The sequence below is a fragment of the Adhaeribacter arboris genome, assembly GCF_003023845.1.
GTDB classification, from domain to species: domain Bacteria; phylum Bacteroidota; class Bacteroidia; order Cytophagales; family Hymenobacteraceae; genus Adhaeribacter; species Adhaeribacter arboris.
In genome coordinates this window covers 6216281-6234748 of record NZ_PYFT01000001.1, presented here as the reverse complement: position 1 = coordinate 6234748, position 18468 = coordinate 6216281, and the positions used below count along the sequence as shown (strand labels likewise).

Annotated in this window: 14 protein-coding genes and 1 riboswitch; of the genes, 11 read left to right on the top strand and 3 right to left on the bottom strand. The window is 41.4% G+C overall.

What is annotated here, in order from left to right:
- Positions 1 to 364: 364 nt before the first annotated feature.
- Positions 365 to 571 (bottom strand): hypothetical protein, encoded by a 207-nt coding sequence (locus AHMF7605_RS25295; RefSeq protein WP_106932744.1) that lies wholly within the window; start codon positions 569 to 571, stop codon positions 365 to 367.
- 487 nt (positions 572 to 1058) lie between these two features.
- Here AHMF7605_RS25295 and AHMF7605_RS25290 point away from each other — a divergent pair, with 487 nt between their 5' ends.
- From AHMF7605_RS25290 to AHMF7605_RS25255, 8 genes are all read left to right on the top strand, one after another.
- A complete protein-coding gene (locus AHMF7605_RS25290; RefSeq protein WP_106932743.1) occupies positions 1059 to 1610 on the top strand; it encodes a hypothetical protein in 552 nt (183 codons plus the stop codon).
- 168 nt (positions 1611 to 1778) lie between these two features.
- Positions 1779 to 2225 (top strand): nucleoside deaminase, encoded by a 447-nt coding sequence (locus AHMF7605_RS25285; RefSeq protein ID WP_262512369.1) that lies wholly within the window; start codon positions 1779 to 1781, stop codon positions 2223 to 2225.
- A gap of 69 nt (positions 2226 to 2294) precedes the next feature.
- On the top strand, positions 2295 to 2906 hold the full coding sequence (locus AHMF7605_RS25280; RefSeq protein WP_106932741.1) for a superoxide dismutase: 612 nt from the start codon (positions 2295 to 2297) through the stop codon (positions 2904 to 2906).
- Positions 2907 to 3135: 229 nt separating this feature from the next.
- Positions 3136 to 4374 (top strand): NupC/NupG family nucleoside CNT transporter, encoded by a 1239-nt coding sequence (locus tag AHMF7605_RS25275; RefSeq protein ID WP_106932740.1) that lies wholly within the window; start codon positions 3136 to 3138, stop codon positions 4372 to 4374.
- A 173-nt stretch (positions 4375 to 4547) separates the two neighbouring features.
- A riboswitch (SAM riboswitch) is annotated at positions 4548 to 4653 on the top strand.
- 251 nt (positions 4654 to 4904) lie between these two features.
- Positions 4905 to 6293: an O-acetylhomoserine aminocarboxypropyltransferase/cysteine synthase family protein gene (locus AHMF7605_RS25270; RefSeq protein WP_106932739.1), complete on the top strand. Its 1389-nt coding sequence runs from the start codon at positions 4905 to 4907 to the stop codon at positions 6291 to 6293.
- A 287-nt stretch (positions 6294 to 6580) separates the two neighbouring features.
- Positions 6581 to 7612 carry a homoserine O-acetyltransferase MetX gene (metX, locus tag AHMF7605_RS25265; protein ID WP_106932738.1) on the top strand — a complete coding sequence of 344 codons (1032 nt, stop codon included), beginning with the start codon at positions 6581 to 6583 and terminating at the stop codon, positions 7610 to 7612.
- A gap of 195 nt (positions 7613 to 7807) precedes the next feature.
- Positions 7808 to 9061: a homoserine dehydrogenase gene (locus AHMF7605_RS25260; RefSeq protein WP_106932737.1), complete on the top strand. Its 1254-nt coding sequence runs from the start codon at positions 7808 to 7810 to the stop codon at positions 9059 to 9061.
- Between the two features lie 167 nt (positions 9062 to 9228).
- Complete coding sequence (locus tag AHMF7605_RS25255) at positions 9229 to 10140, top strand: S66 peptidase family protein (protein ID WP_106932736.1); 912 nt, start codon at positions 9229 to 9231, stop codon at positions 10138 to 10140.
- Between the two features lie 112 nt (positions 10141 to 10252).
- Here the strand turns inward: AHMF7605_RS25255 and cysS are convergent, their stop codons facing one another.
- Together cysS and AHMF7605_RS25245 are read right to left on the bottom strand one after the other, a co-directional pair.
- Positions 10253 to 11740, bottom strand: a complete 1488-nt coding sequence (cysS, locus tag AHMF7605_RS25250; protein WP_106932735.1) for a cysteine--tRNA ligase — start codon at positions 11738 to 11740, stop codon at positions 10253 to 10255.
- 175 nt (positions 11741 to 11915) lie between these two features.
- Complete coding sequence (locus AHMF7605_RS25245; protein ID WP_158267617.1) at positions 11916 to 12848, bottom strand: endonuclease/exonuclease/phosphatase family protein; 933 nt, start codon at positions 12846 to 12848, stop codon at positions 11916 to 11918.
- A gap of 533 nt (positions 12849 to 13381) precedes the next feature.
- On the opposite strand from AHMF7605_RS25245, the gene AHMF7605_RS25235 reads away from it, so the two are divergent.
- From AHMF7605_RS25235 to infB, 3 genes are all read left to right on the top strand, one after another.
- Complete coding sequence (locus AHMF7605_RS25235) at positions 13382 to 13825, top strand: ribosome maturation factor RimP (RefSeq protein ID WP_106932732.1); 444 nt, start codon at positions 13382 to 13384, stop codon at positions 13823 to 13825.
- A 9-nt stretch (positions 13826 to 13834) separates the two neighbouring features.
- Positions 13835 to 15085 (top strand): transcription termination factor NusA, encoded by a 1251-nt coding sequence (gene nusA, locus AHMF7605_RS25230; RefSeq protein WP_106932731.1) that lies wholly within the window; start codon positions 13835 to 13837, stop codon positions 15083 to 15085.
- Between the two features lie 189 nt (positions 15086 to 15274).
- Entirely contained in the window at positions 15275 to 18424 is a 3150-nt protein-coding gene (gene infB / locus AHMF7605_RS25225; RefSeq protein WP_106932730.1) for a translation initiation factor IF-2, read from the top strand.
- Positions 18425 to 18468 lie beyond the last annotated feature (44 nt).

Genomic DNA, 18468 nt, shown 5'->3' with positions numbered 1-18468 from the left:
ACTTGCAGTACGGGAAGGCAAAAAATAAATGCTGGATACCCTAGGGCAAGAACTTGTTACTTACGTTCAGTAAATAATTACAGATCTAAGCCAAGGTATAAAGCTCTTAACCTAAAACGGGCACTTGTCGCAACGAGCAAAGCAGGTACTAAAAGCCCCTGGAAGGTTAGTTTACACGTAATCTGCGTTTCTTTGAATAAAGAACACTTTCTGGTTGGGGGCTTACTTCCGGTTTACGCATTTTTGAATGGGCATAGGTATAAAGTTTTATTAGAACCTTTATGCCTATGCCGGAGAACTTATTTAAAAGAAGGAACACCGATTTTTTTGAAAATTAACGAAAGATACCAACTAGTACTTACCGTTATTTTAAAGTAGCGATTCTGCCGGAAGTGGCTTTATACTGTTCGTACTCCGGAGAGGAGGCATAGATATTTGCTTTCTTAGCTACCTTTTTTTCCTCGGCGTTGTAGTTTAAAATAAAAAGTAAACTGATGAAAGCAATAATATGAAACAACAAAGAGCTTAAACTGTAAAGTTCTTTTTTTCGTTTGGCACTCAATTTTTTCATAGTAATCAACGGCAAATAAAACTTAAGATTTCAACGTCAAGACCCTCCCCATGCATACTTAGTTGCACGTCCGAAAAATTTATTTACTTTTTTATCTACTCTGGACTAAACAAATGGCTTATCAGAAGTTTGTAAGTACTGTCTTTTAAGAAAAAAGTTTAGCTTATTTTAGTAAGAGGCCAAAGGTAACATTTGAAATGAATTAGAACTACATAAATTTAATTATTCTTTAACAAATTTGCCTAAAACCGGATAAATGTTAAGTATTTACGCAGATAAGCTAAAAAAATCAGAATAAATACGTACTTATTAGATTAATTATTCGACATCTTACCCAGAAAAAGAATAATTTAGAACCTTATTTTAAGTAATATAGCCGCTCTTACTTAAGCGATTGCGCATAAGCAACTAACCTTAAAACCTATTTGTTATAAATACAACTGTTGGCTATACGTCAAACCTTTGCCTTCACATTGTGCGATTATTTATGAAACACTTTTTATTTTCTCTGGCATTCATTTTTGGATTATGCAGCTTTGGACCAGGTAAATTAAAACCGGTTAAGATTACAAAAAATATTACCACCTCTTTGCCGGCAGATTTCGGGATTATGCCCGACGAGTTAATTGCTGCGCGGTATCCGGCGCAACGCAAACCCATTGCCGCTTATACCGGCGCAAACGGTTTTGTTGATGTAGTAGTAACGGAAAAACCTTCGACTTTCGCTAAGAAAGATTTACCCTTGCTACAAAAATTTTACAAGCCGGCTATTATGAGCATGTATTCGGAGGTACAATTTATCCGGGAAGAAGTAACTACCGTAAACGGACGGGAATTTTTAGTTTTTGAGTTTGTATCGTCGGTTAAAGATGACGCCAAGAAAAAAAATAAATTAGCTCCTATCCAGAAATACACAATTGCGCAGTACACGATCGAAAACGATAAACTCTTGATTTTTACTTTTAACTGTCCGGCTAACTTAAAACCGGAGTGGCAAGTTACGGCTAATAAAATAATGCGCTCTATAAAAATTAGCTGAAAATTATAGAACAAATCGGCTCTAAGGCAGTTAAAGTTAATTGGTTCTAAGTACTTCGACGAAAGTAGTTTCGACTACCAGGTGAGATAACTTACGGAGCCTTATAAATTAAATTAAGCGAACAACGAACAACTACTTATATTTTTAATCATTAAATACAATTTTTAAGTGCTTTCGGTATTCAGCGACGAACATTTCATGAAAGAAGCTTACAAGCAAGCGCTGTACGCTTTAGAAGAAGGCGAACTTCCGATTGGGGCAGTAGTAGTAAGCCAGAATAAAATAATTGCCCGGGCCTATAATCAAACGGAAAAGTTAAACGATGTTACCGCTCACGCCGAAATACTGGCTATTACGGCCGCTGAAAATTATTTAGGCAACAAATATTTACACGAATGCACGCTGTACGTAACCGTAGAACCCTGCGTAATGTGTGCGGGGGCAAGTTATTGGGCGCAATTAAAGCGGCTGGTATTTGCAACCCCCGATCCAAAACGCGGTTTTCGACGATTTGGGAGCACTCTCTTGCACCCTAAAACGGAAATGGAAAGCGGTATTCTGGCGCAAGAATGCGCCGAACTGCTCCGGGAGTTTTTTTTGAATAAACGAAATTAGCGGCTATATTTGGCCGCTTGTGTAATCAATATACATACCCTATCATCTAACCTTTAAACCTATAAAACTATGGCTTTCGAATTACCTCAATTACCTTACGCCTACGATGCCCTGGAGCCGAACATTGATCGTCAAACCATGGAGATCCACCATACCAAGCATCACCAGGCTTATACTACTAATCTGAACAATGCTATCCAGGGTACTGATTTGGAAGGAAAAACCATTGAAGAAATCCTGCAGAATATTAGTAAAGCACCGGCAGCAGTTCGCAATAATGGCGGCGGCTATTATAACCATAATTTGTTCTGGACTATTCTGGCCCCCAATGCGGGTGGCGAGCCTACGGGCCCAATTGCTGATGCTATTACCAGTGCCTTTGGCTCTTACGAAAAATTTAAAGATGAATTTACGAAAGCGGCTACGACCCGTTTCGGTTCTGGTTGGGCCTGGCTTTGCCAGATGGATGGAGGTAGTTTACAGATTTGCTCTACTGCCAACCAAGACAATCCGCTGATGGATACCGAGAATAACTGCGGCGGCTTTCCTTTATTAGGATTAGATGTTTGGGAACACGCCTATTATTTAAAATACCAAAATCGGCGGCCCGAGTACATTGCCGCTTTCTTTAACCTGATTAATTGGGACGAAGTAAACCGCCGGCTCGCTCAAGCTAGCTAAATTGTCTTTCATTTATTGTAAAGGCTTCAGTTATTTTCCTGAAGCCTTTTTCTTTTTGCCGGATTTTCGTTTCATCTAACTCAAACGATACTTTTTCGGGCAAGTAAAAACCAGGTATTTATCTGGATAATTAATTTATCTTTAGCTGTTCAGCGTAGAATTACCGGCCGGGTGAGATAACAAAATCATAAAATTCTGATACTATTTTTATTTACATTTTTAACTTTTTATGGAGCGATTTACGGGGCTGATTGGAATAGTATTGATTTTAGGTTTAGCTTTTTTACTTTCCAACAACCGCAAAGCCATTAATTACCGGCTGGTAGGAGTAGGTTTATTACTGCAATTTGGGCTGGCGGTTTTTATCCTGAAAACCGAAGTAGGGAAAGCCCTGTTTGGCTACGTAGGCCACAGCATCGAAAAGTTACTGAGTCTGGCTCAGCAAGGCTCTGCTTTTGTTTTCGGCTCATTGGTAAACCGGGAGGTATTAACAAAAGCGTTCGGCGTGGGCAACGATTACATTTTTTTCTTTAACGTAATCCCTACCATTATTTTTGTGGCCGTACTGGTGAATATTGCTTACCACATTGGACTAATGCAAATAATAGTATCCGGTATGGCAAAGGTAGTGCATTGGGCGATGGGCGTAAGCGGCGCCGAAGCAGTATCCAATGTAGCCAGTGCCTTTGTGGGTCAGGTAGAGGCTCAAATCATGATTAAACCTTACCTGAAAGGCATGACTAATTCGGAATTAATGGCCTCTATGGCCGGTTCTTTTGCTTGTATTGCGGGCGGGGTAATGGCAACTTATATTTCTTTTGGCGTACCGGCCCCGTATTTACTGGCCGCCAGTTTAATGGCCGCGCCGGGAGCTTTGGTTATTGCTAAAATCGTGTACCCGGAGACTGAACAATCCGAAACGAAAGGCATCGTAAAACTCGAAGTAAAAAAATCGCACGCCAATATCATTGATGCTATTGCGGCCGGCGCCTCGGATGGCTTAAAAGTAGGTTTAAATGTAGTTGCCATGCTAATCGGGTTTATTGCTTTAATTGCTTTAATGGATGTTTTACTTAATAAATTAGGTTTGCTTATACAAGTACCTACCCTTAGTTTAAACTTTTTACTGGGTAAACTTTTCGCGGTTTTTGCCTGGGCCATGGGCGTGCCCGCCAAAGATGTAGAAACTGCCGGAGCGTTAATGGGCACCAAAATGGTAGTAAACGAATTTGTAGCTTACCTGGATTTAGTTAAAATTAAAGAAACCCTTCAACCTAAAACTCTACTTATTACCAGTTTTGCTCTCTGCGGCTTTGCCAATTTTTCGTCTATTGCTATTCAAGTAGGCGGTATCGGGGAACTGGCTCCTTCGCGCCGGGCCGATTTAGCGAAGTTAGGTTTCCGGGCTCTTATCTGTGGCACTCTGGCTTCTTATCTTTCGGCTACTCTGGCGGGATTACTCATATAAAATATTACTTTACCCATAGATGGGTAAATCTTTTCTTTGCAAGTATTCGAATAAAGTACATATTATTGCCTTTTACTTCTGCCTCACACGAATAAAAATACGAAGGCAAATTTGGAAATATCCTAAATCCTCTGCTTAATTTGCAGCATCAAACCCTGTTCCTGAACAGAATTGATTTATAAAGAAGAGGCGAGAGAATAGGCTCCCTGACCCTCTGGCAACCATCAACCCTTTGTTGAAAGGTGCCAAATCCTATCCCGACTTGGGGAAATATAAATTAATTTAACATGAAATACGCTTTAAATTCTTCCGGGTCTGCTAGTGCGCACAAATCTGCTGTTATCCCGGTACTTTCTATTTTCTCGTGGACCGCGCCTTTTGGTTGTTGTAGTAGCTGGTATTACTGTTAAGCTGTTCCTGTTTCTTCCGCATTTGCTCTTTCTCTATCTATTTTGTTTTTAATTGAGCAATACCGCAGATTTTAGCCTGTTCTATTTTTAATAGTATTTTTTAATCTCAATCTCAACCATATGTCTGCTGAAAACTTAAAATTTGAAACTTTGCAATTACATGCCGGCCAAGAAGCCGACCCTACTACCGGCGCTCGCGCCGTACCTTTGTACCAAACTACTTCCTACGTATTTAATAGTGCGGAGCACGGCGCTAATTTGTTCGCTCTTAAGGAATTCGGTAATATTTATTCCCGGATTATGAACCCCACTACCGATGTGTTTGAGAAAAGAATGGCCGCATTGGAAGGGGGGGTTGCTGCTTTAGCCGTTGCATCGGGCCAGGCTTCGCAGTTTATTGCTTTAAATAATATTCTACAAGCCGGCGATAATTTTGTGAGCACCTCTTTTTTATACGGTGGTACTTACAATCAATTTAAAGTAGCTTTTAAACGCATCGGCGTAGAAGTCCGTTTTGCGGATGGCGACAATCCGGAGAGCTTTGAAAAATTAATTGACGATAAAACCAAAGCTCTTTTTTTGGAAACAATTGGTAATCCGGGCTTTAATATTCCGGATTTTGAAGCCATTGCTGCTGTTGCCGAGAAACACAATTTACCTTTAATCGTGGATAATACTTTTGGGGCGGGTGGTTATTTATTCCGGCCCTTAGAACACGGCGCACATATTGTGGTTGAGTCGGCTACCAAGTGGATTGGTGGGCACGGTACCAGCATAGGCGGGGTAATTATAGATGGCGGTAAATACGATTTTAACAATGGTAAATACCCGCAATTCTCGGAGCCGGCCGAAGGTTACCATGGCTTGGTATTTGGCGAGGTATTTGGCCCTCATGGTCCGTTCGGGAATATTCAGTTTATCATTCGGGCCCGGGTTGAAGGGCTGCGCGATTTTGGTCCGGCCATTAGTCCGTTTAACTCGTTTTTATTGCTACAAGGATTAGAAACTTTGTCGCTGCGCGTAGAACGCCACGTACAAAACGCGCTGGAACTAGCACAATGGCTGGAAGAACACCCATTAGTGGAAAGCGTAAATTATCCGGGTTTACCAAGCAGTCCTTATTACCAATTAGCCACTAAATATTTAAAAAGAGGTTTTGGCGGCGTGTTATCGTTTAATATAAAAGGCGATAAAGAAAGTGCTTCTAAGTTTATTGATAGTTTAAAACTTACCAGCCACTTAGCAAACGTAGGCGATGCCAAAACCCTGATTATTCAACCCGCAGCAACCACCCATCAGCAGTTATCCGATGAAGAACAAAAGGCTGCTGGCGTTTCCCCTACTTTCCTGCGCGTTTCCGTAGGAATCGAACACATCGACGATATTAAAGCCGACTTTGAGCAAGCTTTTGCTCTGATAGGCAAAGGCGGTGGTTCCGATGATTCCGATGCCATTCCGTCGGATGGCCCCGAATCTGAGATTACCGAGAAAATAATTGAATCTGTTTAATCTAATTGTTCTTAGTCGGCTATTTCTGTTAATAGAAAAAGTCGGCTAAGATTTGTTTTATCTGGTAGTAGAAGTAAGAACTTTGTCTGAATAAAATATTAATCTCTGAAAACTACTACGTATTTTACTTTATAATTATCCGTGAAGAAAAACACTAATCAAAAACTGCCTTTGTTTAGCGGCGGTAACAATAATTGTTGTTGTCTAACTAGCGAGCAGACTGTGCGGGAGTGGAATTTCCTGACTGTAAATTTGGTTTTTGTATCTTTGCGGAAATAATACAACGCATGAGTCAGGAAATTTTACATTGCCCGCAGCCTTTTTTACTCGAAAGTGGGAAAATAGTACCTCAGCTTCAGATTACCTATCATACTTACGGTAAGTTAAACGCCAAAAAAAACAATGTTATTTGGGTTTGTCATGCTCTTACGGCCAATGCCGATGTATTTGACTGGTGGAAAGGTTTATTTGGTCAAGGTTTCCTGTTTAATCCCGAAGAACATTTTATTGTCTGCGCCAACATTTTAGGCTCTTGCTATGGTACTACTGGTCCGCTTTCGAAAAATCCGGCAACCGGTACCTTGTATTATCAATCTTTTCCGGATATTACTATCCGCGATATGGTGGCCGCTCACGAAATTTTACGGCAACACCTGGGTATTTCTAAAATTAATATTTTACTAGGCGGCTCCTTGGGTGGACAGCAAGCCCTGGAATGGGCCATTTTACAGCCCGAAATTATTCAACATTTATTAATAGTTGCTACTAATGCGTTTCATTCGCCGTGGGGTATTGCTTTTAACGAAGCTCAGCGTATGGCCATTCGCGCGGATGAAACTTTTCATTTAAATATACCGGAAGGAGGTCGCAAAGGCTTAAAAGCCGCCCGGGCAATAGCCCTGCTCAGCTACCGTACTTACGATACGTATTGTAAAACGCAACGCGAAACAGATTTAAGTAAAACAGATAATTTTAATGCCAGCTCGTACCAAAATTATCAGGGCGATAAATTAGTAAATCGTTTTGATGCGTATTCCTATACATCGCTCAGTAGAACCATGGACTCGCATAATGTGGGCCGGCAGCGCCACAGCGTGGAGAGTGCTTTACAGCAAATAAAAGCCAAAACTTTAGTGATAGGCATCAGCTCTGATTTATTGTTTCCGGTAACGGAGCAACAATTTTTGGCTCAACATATTCCGGGAGCACTCTACCAGGAAATTGATTCATTCTACGGACACGATGGATTCTTGATTGAAACCGAGAAATTAACGCAGCTTATTGAAACGTTTCTGGCCGTACCGGTAGCGAATAGGTAGTACGTTTTAGGTGATAGGTGGGAAGTTTCGAAATACGGTTTCTGTAGCATTTCTATTTGGTAGAACGTATGCTCAATTTTACATTTAATATTAATAAACATTTGATTCACATTAGCTTTCTATATTTATAACGATTACGTTAAATCAAGTTGTTAACCTACCACTTAAAACGTAAAACGTATTACTTCATTAACAATGACTAAAATTCAGAAAATAGGTTTATTTGGATTTGGCTGCGTGGGGCAAGGCTTATACGATGTATTGGCGAACAGCCGGGGGATAAAAGCCAGCATCGAAAAAATATGCGTGAAAGACCATCACAAAAAACGAAAGCTGCCCGCTTCCTGTTTTACTTTCGAGAAAGAAGATATTTTAAACAATCCGGATATTGACCTGATTGTTGAGTTAATTGATAATGCCGACGAAGCCTTTGATATTGTAGCTACTGCTTTAAAACAAGGAAAAAACGTAGTAACGGCTAACAAAAAAATGGTGGCTCAGCATCTGGAAGAACTAGTGCAATTACAGCACGAAAACCAGGTATCGCTGCTGTACGAAGCTTCTTGCTGTGGTTCTATTCCCATTATCCGGACGCTGGAAGAATACTATGATAATGAATTACTTTATGCCGTAAGTGGTATTTTCAATGGTTCTTCCAACTACATATTATCAAAAATTTTTAACGAGAACTTAGATTACGACATTGCTCTTAAACAAGCGCAAGACTTAGGTTTCGCCGAAACTGACCCAACTTTAGACGTAGGCGGATTTGACCCCAAATATAAATTAACCATTATCGCGGCGCACGCCTTTGGCTTGTTCCTGAACCCGGATACCATTTTTAACATCGGCATTCAAAATTTATCGAAGTACGATATCCAGTACGCCCGCGAGAAAGATTATAAAATTAAACTGGTGCCACACGTAAGTAAAGTAGACGAAGCTACGGTTACCTTATTTGTGATGCCGCAGTTCATTACCCGTAAACATCCGCTTTACAACGTAGAAAACGAATATAATGGCGTAATTGTAGAGGCGGCATTTTCCGAAAAACAATTCTTTTCGGGTAAAGGAGCGGGTGGCTATCCTACTGGTTCGGCAGTTTTATCGGATATATCCGCCCTGACTTACGGCTACAAGTACGAATACAAAAAACACCTGCAACACATTGAAGTTAATTCTACCAATAACATTGAAGTAGAAATTTATTTGCGATACACGAACAAAGAATTACTCAAAACGCTGCAATTCGAAAATATCTCCGAGAAATTCATCGCCAAAGATTTTAAATACGTTATCGGTTATGTGCGTCTCGAAACCTTATTACTGCACATTCAACTAATTCGCGCATCGGATGCATTTTTGGTAACCACCGGCAATTTCCAAACAAGTAATGCTACTCCTGAAAATGTGCGCGAAAGCGCCATAGAAGAAATAGAAGTACTATAAAGTTATTCCTGATGGAAGATAAGGTTGTGCCTTTTTAAAGCACAGCCTTTTTTATTACCTGCTATCAGTAACTTGTATATTTTGCTCAAAATAAATCATTCCTAAAATTAAAACCAGTATTTCTTTAGGGCTTCAATAATTACCTCCTGAACAGCAGTTTTTTCTACATGATCTTCCCTCCTACCCTACAACCCGGCGATAAAATTGCCATTTGCGCTCTGGCCCGTAAAATCACCTTAGCCGAAATTCAACCTGCCATTCAAATACTTACCTCTTGGGGGCTGGAAGTAGTTATTGGTAAAAGTTTAGCCGGAGATTTTCATCAATTTGCCGGTAACGATGAGTTACGCATTTCTGATTTGCAAACCATGCTGGATAATCCGGAATTAAAAGCCATTATCTCGGCCCGTGGTGGCTATGGTACTACCCGCCTGTTGGATCAGATTGACTTTACTTTATTTGAACAGCACCCGAAATGGATAGTGGGTTTCAGTGATATTACGGCTCTTCTCTGTCATTTATTCGGGAAAGGGTACGCTAGCATTCACGGTATTATGCCTTCTTTATTTGGCCGCGCAGGCAGTGAAGCGGCTATCGAAAGTTTACATCGGGTTTTATTCGGCGAACCCATTAGCTACCAGGCACCCGGACACACTTTTAACCGATTAGGTGAAGCTTCCGGCAGATTAATTGGCGGTAACATCAGCTTGCTGAATACCATTATCGGCACCCCGTCGGATGTAGATTATGCGGGGAAAATCTTGTTCGTAGAAGAAATAGATGAATATTTATATAACCTCGACCGGATGCTGGTGCAGTTAAAGCGTTGCGGTAAATTAGCCAACTTAGCCGGATTAATTGTAGGGCACATGACCGATATGCGCGATAATCCTATTCCGTTCGCAAAAACCGCCTACGAAATTATCCGGGAACACACCGCTAATTATACCTATCCTATTTGCTTTGATTTCCCAACGGGGCACGAAACGCATAATCTAGCTTTAATTTGTGGTAAACAAGCCCATTTAAAAGTAAACGAAAATGGCAGCTTTCTGGAATACTTACCAGAAGAATTATAATTTTATCGAATCTTTCTAAAGCTTAAAACAGGCTGATGAATTCTATTAAAAGTAAAACCCGGTAAGTTGATATTTACCGGGTTTTACTTTTAGCTGATAAAGGTTTTAAAACTTACTCTTCGTAAGCCCAATCGATACCGTTCTTCATATCTTTGATTACAATGCCTAGCTTTTTAAACTCGGCCCGAATCTCGTCTACTTTGCCGTAATCTTTGGCGTCCTTTGCTTCTTTGTAAAACTTGAGTAACAAAGCCAGCGTTTGGTCTAAGTTATCCGGACGTTCTTCAATTAAGCCCAATACATCGGTTACTAAGGCCCGGTACGTCGTTTTTAAATTTTGCAACATATTGCGGCTTAAGCTGGTTACCGGTATCTGCCCCATATAAATGCTGTTTATCTTCTTTAAAACATTAAATAACGAAGCAATAGCTTTAGCTGTATTCAGGTCGTCGTTTAAGCTGCGGTAGCAATCGTCGAGTAATTTTTGCAAGTCCGCATCCTGAGTTCCGGTTTCCACATCTTCTGCTTCGTCCGGGAAATTAAGTTTATCTAATACCTTTAAGCCGTTTAGCAACTTTAAATAACCTTTGCGGGCCGCTAGTAAAGCTTCGTTCGAGAAATCTAAAGTACTGCGGTAATGCGCTTGCAACACAAAAAACCGGATGGTCATGGGGGTGTAAGCTGTTTGCAGCAACTCGTGCTGCCCCGAAAATAACTCGCGGAGCGTAATAAAGTTACCCAGCGATTTTCCCATTTTCTGGCCGTTAATAGTAATCAGGTTATTATGCACCCAGTATTTAGCGGCGTCGGTATGGTTACTAGCCTGACTTTGCGCAATCTCGCATTCGTGATGTGGAAACATTAAATCCAAGCCTCCCCCATGAATATCAAACTGTGCTCCTAAATACTTACGGCTCATAGCCGAGCACTCTAAATGCCAACCCGGAAAACCACTGCTCCACGGCGAAGGCCAACGCATAATATGCGCTTCCGAAGCTTTTTTCCAGAGGGCAAAATCGAGCGGGGAACGTTTTTCCTGCTGCCCATCTAGTTCACGGGTATTAGCCAGTAAATCATCAATAATCCGCCCGGATAGTTTACCATAATGATGGTTTTGATTATAAGCCGGCACATCAAAATACACCGAGCCATTTACCTCATAAGCTAAGCCATTGTCCATAATTTCCTGAATCATGGCTATTTGCTCAATCATGTGACCAGAGGCTCGCGGTTCAATACTCGGTGACAACACATTCAGTTGTTGCATATCCTGGTGGTAGCGGCTGGTATAATGCTGCACTACTTCCATGGGTTCTAATTGAGCGGCTTTAGCTTGTTTGGCAATTTTATCTTCGCCTTCGTCGGCATCGTTTACCAGGTGACCAACATCGGTAATATTGCGCACATACCGTACTTTGTAACCAATATGAGTTAAATAGCGAAACAGCACATCGAAAGTAATAGCCGCCCGACTATGGCCCAAATGCGCTTCGCCGTATACCGTTGGTCCGCACACGTACATTCCCACGAAGGGAGCATGCAAGGGCTCAAATATTTCTTTTTTACGGGAAAGGGTATTATACAGAACTAAAGGTTGCATGGGCGCAAAGGTAGTAGATTTAGTCGATAGTCCATAGACGATGGTCAATAGTCTATCATCCGCAGACAATCGTTATCATGAATAATTTATACTGCTGTTTTTATATTGAAATAAGTCAGAATAATTGCTTATCCTTCCATTTACCATACCACTATCTAACCAGTAAAGGTGTAGCCTATCGACTATCGTCCATGGACTGTGGACTAATTATATAAGTAGCTGTTAGCGGAAAGTGGTCGGAAAAAGTTACATCGTGGTGCACTTTAAAATTATCTACTTTCAGGCCAGGACTAAAAAACTGGTTATCAATCCGAAGCAAGGGTAAAATACCATTATACGTACTGCCTACTCCCCAACCGGCAGCGGTGTGCGCATTTAACAGGCTTTTATTTAATTTTTGGTAAGTATAACTGTAGGGCACATCGTTTAAATCGCCGCATACAATTACCGGGTAAGGCGATTCTTTCAAGTGGTCGTATAAAGTATTAACCTGATAGCTACGCTTGATAAAGCCATTTTTTAAACGGCGTAACACTTTACGCAAATCTTTCCCGAATAAATCCTGTTCCCGGTAGGTATTAATAATATCCTGTTCTTCAATGCTCATGGACTGCAAATGAAAATTATACACCCGTACCGTATCATTTTTAACTTTTAAATCGGCAAACATGGCGTGGTTCTGGGTAAGCTTTTCGAACTTAATCGTGCCTTTATTCAGGATGGGATATTTAGAGATGATAGCCATGCCAAACTGGCCATTTACCCGGTTAATTAAGGTATTTGAAATAAAGTAATACTTATCGTATTTCTTCACAATTCTTTGCACCGAATTGTAAACGGAAGATTGTGGCTCATTGTAAAACTCCTGCAAGCAATATACATCAGCCGCATTCTCCGCGACCCATTTTATCATATTCCGGGAATTAGTGGCATGCTTATCGTGCAGGTGCGCGTAGGTATTAAATATACGTACATTATAACTTAGTACATCTAACGTAACCGTTTTGGCTAAACTGGCAGCTCTAACTTCTTTATTATTTTCGCCAAAATTTAAGGTGAGTCCCCGCTGGTAATAATTCCAGGTAATTATTACTACTAAAATCGGCATTATAACCAGTCGTGAACGCTGCCAGGCCCAAACAAAAAGGTAAACTAAATTAAGCAATAAGGGAATAGGAGTTGTAAACAAAAAAAAGCCGGTTAGCCAAAAGTAATAAGATGGAATGCGCATTGATACAATTGCCAGCAGTAACCAAATTACCAGTAAATAATAAAATGTAACCGAAAGTTTTTTGCGCACGCTCTAAAAATATACCAGAACAAACTTACAAATTAAGCTTTAATGTCTGTAATTTAAACCTTAGTAAATATACAATACTGCAAAAATTAAAGATAAAGCGCTCTCCGTAACTGCAAAGCACCTCGTTTTACCACTTGCTTCCACCCATTCCAGCTTTGAACGCATAATTATATAAATGAAACAACCAGAAAAAATTAAATGAAAAAGAATGGGATTTGTATTAAACGTAATTTTTTCGTACATTTGTACAATTAATTGGATGAAGAGGGGGACAAGCGTCCCCTATTTTGTTTGTTAGAATACGGAAATAAATGACGCTGAACGCGGAAAGTATAAAAACAATGTTGCCGAGTTGCTTGCCTTCGGATGAATTATTCGTGGTAAAAGTACAGGTATCCGATAATCCGGCTAAACCTAAGATTACGGTAATACTGGATGGCGATAACGGGGTAGGAATAGATGAATGTGCCTTGGTTAGCCGTCGGCTAAACAACCGCATTGAAACTGCTTTTGGTGAGGAAATTAGCTATGTTCTGGAAGTAACTTCACCGGGAGCAGATCAACCTTTAACGTCGGAGCGGCAGTATAAACGCCACGTTGGCCGTAAACTGAAACTAGTATTAAAAGATGGTTCCGAAAAAACCGGCACCTTAGAAGAAGTACTGGCAGATGGCATTAGAATTACGGAAGAAGCAAAAGAAAAAAGTAAGAAAGTAACCTTGGTTCCAAGCCAGGTAAACTTTACGGATATAGTGAAGACGAATATTGTAATATCTTTTAAATAGGAGAGAAAAATGAACAGTTCAGTCCTGATAGAATCATTTGCGGAGTTTGCCAAGTTCAAGAATATCGACCGACCTACTATGATGCGAATTCTGGAAGACGTATTTCGGACCATGATTCGTAAGAGATGGGGAACGGATGAAAATTTCGATATTATCCTGAACGTGGAGAAAGGCGATTTGGAAATCTGGCGTAACCGCGAAATTGTCGATGATAATTCGGAAGATATCTGGGACCACGACAAAATTGCTTTGTCGGATGCCCAAAAAATAGAACCAGATTTTGAAGTAGGCGAAGAAGTATCGGAAGAAATAAAATTAGAGGATTTTGGTCGCCGGGCGGTTTTAACGGCTCGTCAAACCTTAATTCAACGGGTAAAAGACCTGGAAAAAGATTTAATGTACCAGAAATACAAAGATTTGGTAGGGGAAATTATTTCCGGCGAAGTATACCAGGTTTGGAACCGCGAGGTAATGCTCGTGGACCAGGACGATAACGAATTAATTATTCCGAAATCAGAACAAATACCTAAAGACCGCTACCGCAAAGGCGATGTAGTACGGGCAGTGGTGCACCGGGTAGAGATTCATAACGGCACGCCTAAAATTATTTTATCGCGTACGGCTCCGGCCTTTTTAGAGCGCTTGTTCGAAAACGAAGTACCAGAAATTTACGACGGCTTAATTGTAATAAAAAATATTGTGCGCGAACCCGGCGAGCGGGCCAAAGTAGCCGTAGAGTCGTATGATGACCGTATTGATCCGGTTGGGGCCTGCGTAGGAATGAAAGGATCCCGGATTCATTCCATTGTGCGGGAACTGGAAAACGAAAACATTGATGTAATAAATTATACCGATAATCTGGAGCTGTATATCCAGCGTTCCCTGAGCCCGGCTAAAATCAGCAGTATCCGCATCAACGAAGAAGAAGGCAGAGCATCAGTTTTCCTGAAACCAGATCAGGTATCATTGGCAATCGGAAAAGGCGGACAAAACATTAAGCTCGCTAGTCGTTTGGTAGGTTTGGAAATTGATGTGTTCCGGGAGCAGGAAGAATACGAAGAAGATATTTCGCTCGACGAATTCTCCGATGAAATTGAAGGTTGGGTTATTGAAGAATTGAAGCGAATTGGTTTAGACACCGCGAAAAGCGTATTAGCTGTTACCCGCGAAGATTTAGTACGCCGCACCGAATTGGAAGAAGAAACGGTAGATGATTTACTAGCTGTTATTCGCCAGGAATTTGATACCGACAACAGTTAAACTTGGTACCTATTAAGAGGAACGAACAACAGTTATTTATTTGTTATACTTATTTAGTAACAGTTGAATAATATTTTTTATTACGCGAAATTTGAATAGAGAAACGCTTTTTTAAACTAATTTAGCGCACAAATTCCGGCGATTCAACCGATTACCAGTAACCTATTAAAAAGACAGCATATTTAGAGAATGGCAGAAGAAAAAACGATGAGGCTTAAACAGGTAGCAACAACCTTAAACATCAGTACGTCTACGGTGGTAGACTTTCTGGCGGCAAAAGGTTTTGATATCGAAAACAAACCTACTTCAAAAATAACATCGAAGCAGTTCGAGGTGCTGATGAGTGCATTTGAATCGTCGGTTCAGGCTAAAATTGAAGCTGAAAAATTAAATATTAGCAAAAAGCCATCTGGTGTTCCTGCTCAACCAGAAGTGCCTGAGATAAAAAAACCGGATCCAAATATATTTGCCAAACCCAATCCGGCACCTAAACCTACTCCCACTTTACCGGAAATTAAAAAACCGGAAGCGCCTAAAGACGCGCCAATTGAAACCGGCGTAAAGTTACCAGGTCTTAAAGTATTAGGTAATATAAATTTAAATAACCCTCGACCAACTGTAACAACACCAAAGCCAGTAGAACCGGCGGTTGCAGTTGCGGAACCTGCACCTGTAGTTGTAGAAGAAAAACCTATTCAGGTGGTTTCTGAGCCGCCGGTACCGGTAGTAGCCGAAGTGTCTCAGCCAGAAGCAATTCCAACTCCTGAAGTAGAAGCGCCAATAACCCAGCCCGTTGCCGAAATGCAACCCACTTTAACAGAAAAACAACCTGTTTTAGAAGAGGTCGTGGAAGCGCCGATTGTAACGGTTAGCCGGCAACCAGAGCTGCAACCGATAGTTGAAGTGCCTGCTCCAATTGCTCCGGTAGCTGCCAATGTAGCAGAAGAGTCGGAAGAGGAAGAAGCAGATACAGATGAAACCGATAGTACCGACGACGAAGATTTTAATAACCAAGACGAAGAAATAGAAAAGATTATACCGGCCCGGGCGGATACTTTAAAAGGCCTTACTGTTTTAGGTAAAATTGAATTACCCAAAGATTTTCCGCGTAAAAAAGGAGGCAAACCCAGTCCTGAAATCAGGAACAAACCAGCGGTTGCCCCAGTAAGCAATAACCAGAATCAACACAGCGCTAGCTCTGCTAATGTAGGCGGCGGCAACAATAATAAGAAGAAACGGAAACGCATTATTGTGCAAAATAATGCAGCCGCACCGGATACTTCTGACCGTCCGGTTGTAACCCGGGGAGAGCGCAAAGATTTTAGCCAGCCCCGTTCGAATCAACCAGGTAATAACCGGCCTAATAATAATCGACCAACTGGCTCAGGTGCCCAAAACCGGCCACCCATAATTGCCGGACCAAAGCCAGAAGTATCGGATAAACAAATTCAAGATCAGATTAAAGCTACCCTGGCTCGCTTAAGTGGCAATAAAAACACCAATGCAAACCGGGCAAAATATCGCCGGGAGAAACGTTCTGCTATTGCGGATGCTACCGAAGAAAGAAGACAACAGGAGCAATCAGAAGCTAAAACATTAAAACTAACCGAATTTATTTCGGCTAACGATTTGGCTTCTCTTATGAACGTATCCGTCAACGATGTTATTAAAGTTTGTATGTCGTTGGGGATGTTTGTTTCCATTAACCAGCGCTTAGATGCCGAAGCAATTACTATCATTTCGGATGAGTTTGGGTACGATGTAGAGTTTTTATCGGCTGAGGAAGAAGAGGTAGTTGTAGAAGAAGAGGATGAGGCAGAAGATTTAGTAGACCGGGCTCCTATTGTAACCATTATGGGTCACGTTGACCACGGTAAAACTTCCTTACTAGATTATATCCGTAATTCTAAAGTTACGGCTGGCGAGGCAGGAGGTATTACCCAGCACATTGGGGCCTACGATGTATTAACCGATACGGGTAAACGCATTACTTTCTTAGATACTCCTGGTCACGAGGCATTTACCGCTATGCGGGCCCGGGGAGCTAAAGTAACCGATGTAGTTATTATTGTAGTAGCGGCCGACGATGATGTAATGCCCCAAACGAAAGAAGCATTAAATCACGCGCAAGCAGCAGGTGCTCCTATTGTAATTGCCATTAATAAAATTGATAAGCCCTCTGCTAACCCGGACCGCATTCGGGAGCAATTGGCGGCCATTAATGTTTTGGTAGAAGATTGGGGTGGTAAATACCAATGTCAGGAAATTTCAGCTAAATCTGGGGTGGGTATTCCAGATTTGTTGGAAAAAGTATTGCTCGAAGCGGAATTACTAGAATTAAAAGCAAATCCGGACCGGAACGCAGTGGGTACTGTTATTGAAGCTTCTCTGGATAAAGGACGCGGTTATGTTACCACTGTTGTGGTGCAAACCGGAACGCTGCACGTAGGAGATGTTATGCTTGCCGGTTCCCATTATGGCCGTGTTCGAGCCATGACCGATCACCGGGGCAAGAAAATGAAAGTTGCTGGTCCGTCTACTCCCGTACAGGTACTGGGCTTAGATGGTGCACCACAAGCCGGTGATAAATTTGTTGTGTACGATACGGAACGGGAGGCACGTGAAATTGCTTCGAGCCGCCAGCAGTTGCAACGGGAACAAAGCCTGCGGACCAAGAAACATATTACTCTGGATGAAATTGGCCGCCGTTTAGCTATTGGCTCGTTTAAAGAATTGAACGTAATCGTGAAAGGCGATGTGGATGGTTCGGTAGAAGCTCTTTCCGACTCCTTACTGAAACTTTCAACCAACGAAGTTCAGGTTAATATCCTGGCGAAAGGAGTAGGTCAGATTTCAGAATCAGATGTGTTGCTGGCTTCGGCTTCGGATGCTATTATTATTGGTTTCCAGGTACGTCCATCGGCAAACGCGCGTAGATTAGCGGAGCAGGAACAAATTGATATTCGCCTGTACTCTATCATCTACAATGCTATTAACGAGTTAAAAGATGCCATGGAAGGTATGTTAGCGCCTACGATGCAGGAAGTAGTAATAGCAAACGTAGAAGTACGCGAAGTATTCCGGATTACAAAAGTAGGTACAATTGCCGGTTGTATGGTTACCGACGGCACTATTACCCGCAACAGCCGGGTACGGTTGGTACGCGAAGGGATAGTAGTTTACTCCGGTGAAATTCAGGCTTTAAAACGCTTTAAAGACGATGTATCTGAGGTTCGGCAAGGTTTCGAATGTGGTATCAGCATCAAAAACTTTAACGATATTCAGCAGGGAGATATCATTGAAGCGTACGAAGAACGAGAAGTAAAACGTACTTTATAAAATTAAACTTTGCGCATAACAGAAATTTTCGGGTTGGTTAATTT

Bases quoted from the DNA above. Each gene is read 5' to 3' on its own strand.
- AHMF7605_RS25295 (WP_106932744.1), bottom strand. From the start codon at position 571: ATGAAAAAATTGAGTGCCAAACGAAAAAAAGAACTTTACAGTTTAAGC.
- AHMF7605_RS25290 (WP_106932743.1), top strand. From the start codon at position 1,059: ATGAAACACTTTTTATTTTCTCTGGCATTCATTTTTGGATTATGCAGC.
- AHMF7605_RS25280 (WP_106932741.1), top strand. From the start codon at position 2,295: ATGGCTTTCGAATTACCTCAATTACCTTACGCCTACGATGCCCTGGAG.
- AHMF7605_RS25275 (WP_106932740.1), top strand. From the start codon at position 3,136: ATGGAGCGATTTACGGGGCTGATTGGAATAGTATTGATTTTAGGTTTA.
- AHMF7605_RS25270 (WP_106932739.1), top strand. From the start codon at position 4,905: ATGTCTGCTGAAAACTTAAAATTTGAAACTTTGCAATTACATGCCGGC.
- metX (WP_106932738.1), top strand. From the start codon at position 6,581: ATGAGTCAGGAAATTTTACATTGCCCGCAGCCTTTTTTACTCGAAAGT.
- AHMF7605_RS25260 (WP_106932737.1), top strand. From the start codon at position 7,808: ATGACTAAAATTCAGAAAATAGGTTTATTTGGATTTGGCTGCGTGGGG.
- AHMF7605_RS25255 (WP_106932736.1), top strand. From the start codon at position 9,229: ATGATCTTCCCTCCTACCCTACAACCCGGCGATAAAATTGCCATTTGC.
- cysS (WP_106932735.1), bottom strand. From the start codon at position 11,740: ATGCAACCTTTAGTTCTGTATAATACCCTTTCCCGTAAAAAAGAAATA.
- AHMF7605_RS25245 (WP_158267617.1), bottom strand. From the start codon at position 12,848: ATGCCGATTTTAGTAGTAATAATTACCTGGAATTATTACCAGCGGGGA.
- AHMF7605_RS25235 (WP_106932732.1), top strand. From the start codon at position 13,382: ATGTTGCCGAGTTGCTTGCCTTCGGATGAATTATTCGTGGTAAAAGTA.
- nusA (WP_106932731.1), top strand. From the start codon at position 13,835: ATGAACAGTTCAGTCCTGATAGAATCATTTGCGGAGTTTGCCAAGTTC.
- infB (WP_106932730.1), top strand. From the start codon at position 15,275: ATGGCAGAAGAAAAAACGATGAGGCTTAAACAGGTAGCAACAACCTTA.